This is a genomic window from Veronia nyctiphanis, assembly GCF_004116385.1.
In the GTDB taxonomy this organism is placed as follows: Bacteria; Pseudomonadota; Gammaproteobacteria; order Enterobacterales; family Vibrionaceae; genus Veronia; species Veronia nyctiphanis.
On the sequence record NZ_PEIB01000048.1, the window covers coordinates 21,722 to 29,176 of the forward strand.

General features: G+C 49.0%; 3 protein-coding genes and 1 pseudogene. 3 read left to right on the plus strand and 1 reads right to left on the minus strand.

All coding sequences use genetic code 11. From position 1 onward, the window contains the following. The first annotated feature begins 189 nt into the window (after positions 1 to 189). Together CS022_RS23030 and glnE are read left to right on the plus strand one after the other, a co-directional pair. A complete protein-coding gene (locus tag CS022_RS23030) occupies positions 190 to 1,785 on the plus strand; it encodes a methyl-accepting chemotaxis protein (RefSeq protein WP_129124224.1) in 1,596 nt (531 codons plus the stop codon). A gap of 157 nt (positions 1,786 to 1,942) precedes the next feature. Next, on the plus strand, positions 1,943 to 4,792 hold the full coding sequence (gene glnE, locus CS022_RS23035) for a bifunctional [glutamate--ammonia ligase]-adenylyl-L-tyrosine phosphorylase/[glutamate--ammonia-ligase] adenylyltransferase (protein ID WP_129124229.1): 2,850 nt from the start codon (positions 1,943 to 1,945) through the stop codon (positions 4,790 to 4,792). 61 nt (positions 4,793 to 4,853) lie between these two features. On the opposite strand, the pseudogene lpxL reads toward glnE, so the two are convergent. Next, a pseudogene (gene lpxL / locus CS022_RS23040) lies at positions 4,854 to 5,779 on the minus strand (LpxL/LpxP family Kdo(2)-lipid IV(A) lauroyl/palmitoleoyl acyltransferase). 123 nt (positions 5,780 to 5,902) lie between these two features. On the opposite strand from lpxL, the gene hldE reads away from it, so the two are divergent. Further along, positions 5,903 to 7,333, plus strand: a complete 1,431-nt coding sequence (gene hldE / locus CS022_RS23045) for a bifunctional D-glycero-beta-D-manno-heptose-7-phosphate kinase/D-glycero-beta-D-manno-heptose 1-phosphate adenylyltransferase HldE (protein ID WP_129124225.1) — start codon at positions 5,903 to 5,905, stop codon at positions 7,331 to 7,333. Positions 7,334 to 7,455: the final 122 nt, after the last annotated feature.

Below are 7,455 nucleotides of genomic sequence, written 5' to 3' on the forward strand. Positions count from 1 at the left end.
TGGCATTTTCCGCTGGAACGAACCGACTTAGAGCCAAATGATTTAGATCTGAGTCATATTTTCATCACTTAGCTATCATTTTTGATCAACTCCCCATATTTCTCGCCGTTATAGCAATAAGATAAGCCACGTTATTGATTATTTAGATGGCTTGCAGACCTCGCTACGCGCATCAAGGAGTTGTGATTTATGGCAAAAATGACGTTACGCCCATGGGAGCAAGCTCTGGGCAATATTAAGCTGGTACCCAAAATGGTGATACTGATGGTGTTTAGTACGCTGTTGATTGTGGGCAAACAACTCTGGGATGCGGAAACATTTCGTCAGTCGCTAAACGACTTCACGCATGCTCAAACGCAGTTAGAGGCTGAGCGCACAGCAGCACTTGCGGCATCATTACAATCCCAGCCATCTGGTACTGAAACGATTGCATCTACCCTGAAGAGACAAAATCAGGTGAGCAACAGCGATATTACTTTCCTAGTCGATACAAAATCTGGCCAACTCCTTGGTCACCCTAGTGCAACACGGGTTGATCAGTTGAATGCCAAGCTGGAGCAGGGAGGCGTGTTAGGCAGTGCGCTCAAAACTGCGACGGGCATGTTTGAATATATTGAGCAAGCATCTGGAAAAAGCGGGGTTGCGGTGCCTGTCAGCGGGTCGCAGTGGGTTGCTGTTGCCTCTAAAACGGCTGATGCGGCAGACGATTACTATACGGGTTTTCTCTACCAGATTGCATGGCAAACGGTGGTCATGATTGGCTGCTTTATGGTTGTTTTGCTCAGTGGTGCCGGTTTCATCATTCGCCAGATACGCCATATTGCCGACGGCATTCGTGCTATGGCGAAACGCGATTTGAGTCAGCCAATCGAAATGGATTGCAAAGACGAGTTCGGTGACCTGACGAAAGAACTTGAAACGGCCCGATGCCATATTGCTTCCTTGTTGGATAACCAGCGCGGTTCATCGTCTGAACTTTCTGTTATGGCCGAGCAAATGACTGTTGCTATGGAGCAGACCCATGAAGCGGCCCGTGAGCAGTTTGCTGAAATCGATCAGCTCGCTTCTGCCATGAGCGAAATGTCATCTACAGTGCAAGATGTGGCTGGTCATGCCCGTGCAGCATCAGATGCGACAGAGAGTTCTCGTGCTCAGGCATACAACGGTAAAGAGTATGTGAGAAAAACCATCGACAGCATTAACAAGCTTTCATCGGATCTCACAGAATCAGCCAATGTGGTGAATCAGGTTGAAGATCGCGTTGAGAAAATCAGCTCTATCGTTGTGACTATTCAAGGAATTTCTGAGCAAACCAACTTGCTTGCGCTGAATGCAGCGATTGAATCAGCACGTGCTGGTGAGGCTGGCCGTGGCTTCTCTGTGGTTGCCGATGAAGTGAGAAACTTGGCCCAGCACACACAGAAAGCGACAGTTGAGATCCAGAAAATGATCGACCAACTTCAGGATATCGCCCTACAGGCGGTGACTTTGATGAGGCAGAGTGTTGCGGAAGCCGACGACAGTGTGGAGAGTGTGAGTAAGGCTGGTGAAGAGCTCGAACTCATCGTTGATCAGATTGCTCAGGTTAATGACATGAACTTCCAGATTGCATCAGCTGCCTCTCAACAGGCATCGGTTGCGGATGAAATGAATGTGAACCTGACTAGCGTGAAAGAGCTGGTGCATGGCTCTGTCAATGTGGTTTCTGAGCTGTCAGAAACGTCTGGTGCAATTAAGAAGAATGCTCACGAGCTAGACGAAAAAATTAAGGGGTTCGTCATTTGATGTGTCTTGTTTGTCTTTGAAAAAGACACGCTATTCATACTTCCCCAAACCCGCCTTAAGGCGGGTTTTTTCATAAGATTCAATTCTCCGCCCACTTTGCTCGTCCATCACCTGTGCTAAGGTATAGGCCATGTTGACAGCCTACGAAAGGAACACCATGTCGCTGCCTTCTTCTCTTCAGCCTTTGGCTACTCAGGCCACTGATAACCTGACCGAGCGTCAGCCCGATAACATTGCTTCATGGAAAGGTGATGCCAGAGAGGCATTGGCATTTTCTCTGGGTATGAGTGACTTCATCAATAGCGCTATTTGCAGCGATGAGTCGCTGCTTCCTTGGTTATCTGATGCACTTAAAGGTGTGACGCGGCGTGAGTCATATCGTTCATTATTGCGTGACACGCTGTCTCAGGTGACTGACGAAAATCAGTTTATGAAGATACTGCGCCAACACCGACGGCGGGAAATGGTGTGGCTTGCATGGAAAGATATTCACAACGATATCTCTTTGGAAGAAAGCCTGATCCACCTGTCTGAGCTTGCCGAAGCCATGATCATGGAGGCTTATCACTGGCTCTATGTTCACTGCTGTAAACAGTGGGGGACACCTTGCAACGATCAGGGAGATCCGCAGCCAATGCTGGTGTTGGGTATGGGTAAGCTTGGCGGTCAGGAGCTCAACTTCTCCTCTGATATCGATCTTATTTTTACTTATCCCGAAAATGGAGAAACTCAGGGCGCTCGTCGCTCGATTGCCAACGCACAATTTTTTACCCGTTTAGGTCAGCATTTGATCAAGGCGTTAGATCAGCACACGGTTGATGGTTTTTGTTATCGCGTGGATATGCGTCTTCGGCCTTTCGGTGACAGTGGGCCTTTAATCATGAGCTACTCTGCGATGGAAGACTACTATCAGGAGCAGGGCCGAGATTGGGAACGCTATGCGATGATCAAAGCCCGGGTGATGGGTGACGAGCAATCGGAAAGTTATACCGCATTGCGTGACATGTTGATGCCTTTCGTGTTTCGCCGTTATATCGACTTCAGTGCGATCCAATCATTGCGTCGCATGAAATCAATGATCCGAAGCGAAGTGCGTAGGCGAGGCCTAAAGGACAATATCAAACTGGGCCCAGGCGGGATCCGAGAGATAGAATTTATCGCCCAGTCTCTTCAACTTGTCCGAGGTGGCCGTGAGCCAGGCCTAAGACACCATGGTCTGATTGAAACGTTGGAAGAGATTGCGAGCCTTGGCTTAATGCCGAGAGACGAGGTTGATACCTTGTGCGTTGCCTACCGATATCTGCGTCGGGTCGAGAATTTGCTGCAAGCGATAGACGACAAGCAGACGCAGACATTACCTGATAATGAGAGGGATCAAACCCGCCTGGTGGCAGCGTTAGGAGAAGAGGACTGGTCATCTTTTTGTCAGAAACTGGAAACGCACATGGCTGATGTTCACGTTATCTTCGACCAAATGATCGGGGATGATGAAGAGGACGATGAGAAGGCAGTAGATGCCGTTTATCATGAGCTTTGGTCTGTCTCACGGCATAAGGATGAAGCGCTGGCGATCCTTACCGATATTGAAGCGGCAGAATCTGAATCCATTGCTGGTGCGCTGGTTCATTTCCGCACGGAATTGAGTAAGCGTACTCTGGGTAGCCGAGGCAGGGAGGTGATGAATCATCTCATGCCGGTGATCTTAAGCGCCATGCTAAGCCGAGAAGATGGCCATATTGTTCTGCCGAGAATTGGCAAACTGCTGCTCAGGATCGCGACAAGAACAACTTACCTTGAACTTCTTGATGAGCACCCAGCGGCCATATCTCACCTCGTTAAGCTTTGTGCTGCTAGCCCTATGGTGGCAGAGCAATTAGCTAATTATCCGGTGCTTCTGGATGAACTTCTGGATCCTCAGCACCTTTATCACCCAACCCCACCAGAGCAATATAAGAATGAGCTGTTTGAGTACCTTGCCCGTGTACCGGAGGAGGATATGGAGCAGCAAATGGAGATGATCCGTCAATTCAAGCAAACCCAGCTTTTAAGGATTGCTGCCGCGGATATCGCGGGGGTACTTCCTTTGATGCGGGTGAGTGATCATCTAACACTTCTCGCGGAGGCGATCATACAGGCCGTCGTCAATCAGGCTTGGCATCAAATGGCTGAGAAGTATGGTCAGCCCACCCATTTAGCGGGTCGTGATGGAAAAGGCTTTTCGGTTATTGGCTATGGTAAATTGGGTGGCCTTGAGCTTGGTTATGGTTCAGACCTTGATGTGGTCTTCCTGCATGACTGCCCTGAGAATATTTACACCGACGGCAAAAAGGAAATAGATGGTCGCCAGTTTTACCTTAGGCTGGCGCAACGAGTGGTCCATCTATTTTCAACCCGTACCGCATCAGGTGTATTGTATGAGATAGACACTCGGCTGAGGCCATCAGGAGCATCTGGCATGTTGGTGTCAACCGTCGAGTCTTTCCATGAGTATCAGCAAAAAGAAGCTTGGACATGGGAACATCAAGCGCTGGTGCGCACTCGCCCTGTGTATGGCGATAAACCTTTGATCGACGCCTTCCTTGCTGTGCGTGATGATGTGCTGTCTCGTGTCAGAGATACAGAGAAGTTACGTAAAGAAGTCGCCGATATGCGAGTAAAAATGCGTGACAACTTGGGTAGCAAAAATGCAGGTAAATTTCATATCAAGCAAGACCCAGGCGGCATAACGGATATTGAGTTTTTAACTCAATATCTTGTGCTGCAATTTGGTCATCAAAGCGCCGAACTCTATCGATGGAGTGACAATATCCGAATTCTAGAAGATATGGAGAAGGCGGGCATTTTGCAAAGTGGTGACGCCGAACAGCTGGTTGCCGCTTATGTCACCCTTCGTGACGAAATTCACCGGCTTAACTTGCTTGATAAAAGCGTAGACGTTGATAACACCTTATTTGAGGACGAGCGCGAGGTGGTCACTCGGGCATGGCAAAAGTGGATGACAGTCTGACTTGTCTTTCGCTGCACTGATTGGATTTACCTCAATAAAAAAGGCGCATATTGCGCCTTTTTTATTCGTATGCGGGTGGCTCACCGTCCGGGCGGCTTTTGAAGCGCTTATGCAGCCACATATACTGTTCCGGCGCTTTGAGTATTGAGCGCTCGCAGGCCTGATTAACCTCAACGGCGGCTTCCTGTTCGTCGTGATAGGGAAAGTTTTCTAGCTCCGGCTCCAACGTCAGTGTGTATCCAGTGCCTTCTTTGTCCCTGACCAGAGACAAGGGAACCACCTTACACTTGCTGGCTCTGGCGTACATAGAGGTCCCTGTTGTCGTACAAGCTTTGTCGACAGCAAAGAATGGAGCCATGTGAATCTGTGCCTGCCGTAATCATGATCCGGTGCCAGCCAGACGACATCGCCCTTTTTCAATCGTCGTATGGTTTGTTTCACATCGAGGCGATCAATCAGTCCATTTTGGCGTGTGCGGCCGTAGTGCTGAAACCACTCAAAAACCGGATTGGTGTTCGGGCGATAGATGCCATAGCCTCTGGCTTTCAGTCCAAAGGCGCGAGCAGTGATTTCAATGTTGTAAGAGTGAACAGCGATCAGCAGCAGCCCTTTTCCCTCAGTGCGGAGTTCATCAAGCTTTTCAAATCCTTTATAAGTAATGTGCTTTTTGACGCGCCAGTCAGGCCAAAACCAGGCCATACAAGTCTCAAATAATGCCAGGCCTGCGTTTTCAAAATTCTCTTTGAGTAGGTCTTCCCGTTTTACTTGTGTCATCTCTGGAAAGCAAAGCTCAAGATTCCTTTCCGCCACTTTTTTGCGGCTTTTCAGAATCTTCATTACCAATAAACCCAGCTTTTTCCCTGCGGCGCGTTGTACGCGGTAAGGTAACCAACTGATCAGATACATTAGGAGCACCCCAACCCAAGTATGAAGATACTTCGGGTGGAGAAGAGACAATGTAAATTTGGGCGCTTCAAAGTTACTCATAAACGAACGACGGGCTACCAGAAAAACAAAACAGGGGCGTTATTGTAGAGGAAATTTTTACGGCTGTCCCATCTGTGCGCTTGTGTTAATATCGCCCCCATTAACGCTTCCGTGGAGATGAAAATGAAACTGACTTTGCCAGATTACCAACAAGCCGATGTTCTGGTTGTGGGTGATGTCATGCTGGATCGTTATTGGTATGGGCCAACCGGGCGTATTTCTCCGGAAGCACCTGTACCTGTCGTGAAAATCGATCATACCGAAGAGCGCCCGGGTGGGGCGGCAAACGTTGCGTTGAATATCGCCGCTCTTGGAGGTCAGGCAACATTGGTTGGGCTGACAGGACAGGACGAACAAGCAAGAGTACTGGCAGATAAGTTAACCTCCTTGAAAGTGGATTGTGATTTTGTTGAGTTGGAAGATTTCCCCACTATCACCAAACTTCGGATCCTCAGCCGCAATCAGCAGTTGATTCGTCTGGATTTTGAGGAAGGTTTCCACGATGTGGATGTCACGCCAATTTTGTCGCGGATAGAAAAAGCCCTGCCGACCGCAAAAGCTATGATCTTGTCTGATTATGCGAAAGGAGTATTAGAGAATATTCGTCCTATGATCGATATGGCGCGCAAAGCTGGCGTTGCAACATTGGTGGATCCGAAAGGCGCTGATTTCGAACGCTATCGCGGTGCCACTCTGCTGACTCCTAACTTGAGTGAGTTCGAGGCCGTCGTCGGTAAAGTGAAAGATGATGCCGATCTGGTTGAGAAAGGCTTATCGGTTATTCGTGAATTTGAGTTGGATGCCTTGCTGGTTACGCGTAGTGAGAATGGCATGACATTGCTGCGTGATGGCAAGGAGCCTCTCAATCTGCCGACATTGGCGAAAGAGGTCTACGACGTCACAGGTGCGGGTGATACGGTCATTTCGGTGCTTGCTGCCTCGCTGGCTGCGGGTAAACCGATTGAGGACGCTTGTGCCTTGGCGAATGCCGCTGCTGGTGTGGTTGTCGGCAAACTTGGAACGTCAACCTTGTCTACCATTGAGCTGACGGAAGCGGTGCATGGTAGCCATCAATCTGGCTTTGGTGTGGTGACAGAGCAGGCGTTGGTTTCTGCTGTCCGCATGGCACGCGCCCGTGGTGAAAAGGTAGTGATGACCAACGGTTGCTTCGATATTTTGCATGCAGGTCATGTTGCTTACCTCAACGAAGCGGCGAAATTGGGTGATCGCTTGATTGTCGCAGTGAATACAGATGAATCGGTAAAAATGCTCAAAGGACCAGGTCGCCCTGTGAACCCAACCGATCGCCGTATGGCGGTGCTTGCTGGCTTAGGCGCTGTATCTTGGGTAGTACCATTCAGTGAAGAAACGCCACAGCGTCTCATCAGTGAAGTATTGCCAAGCCTTCTGGTGAAAGGGGGCGATTACAAACCTGAACAGATTGCAGGTGGTAAAGAAGTGATTGCCGCTGGCGGTGAAGTGAAAGTACTTAACTTTGAAGAAGGATGCTCAACAACAGAGATCATCAATTCCATTTTGAGTGGTCACGAGTAATCGCTTTTTGACAACGACTTTTACGAAACAATAAAAAGGCGCTTCTCAGCGCCTTTTTTGTTGTCAGTATTAAACCACCTCCTATGGAGGTGGTGATAGTTAAATCGGGGCTAAGCCCGTAA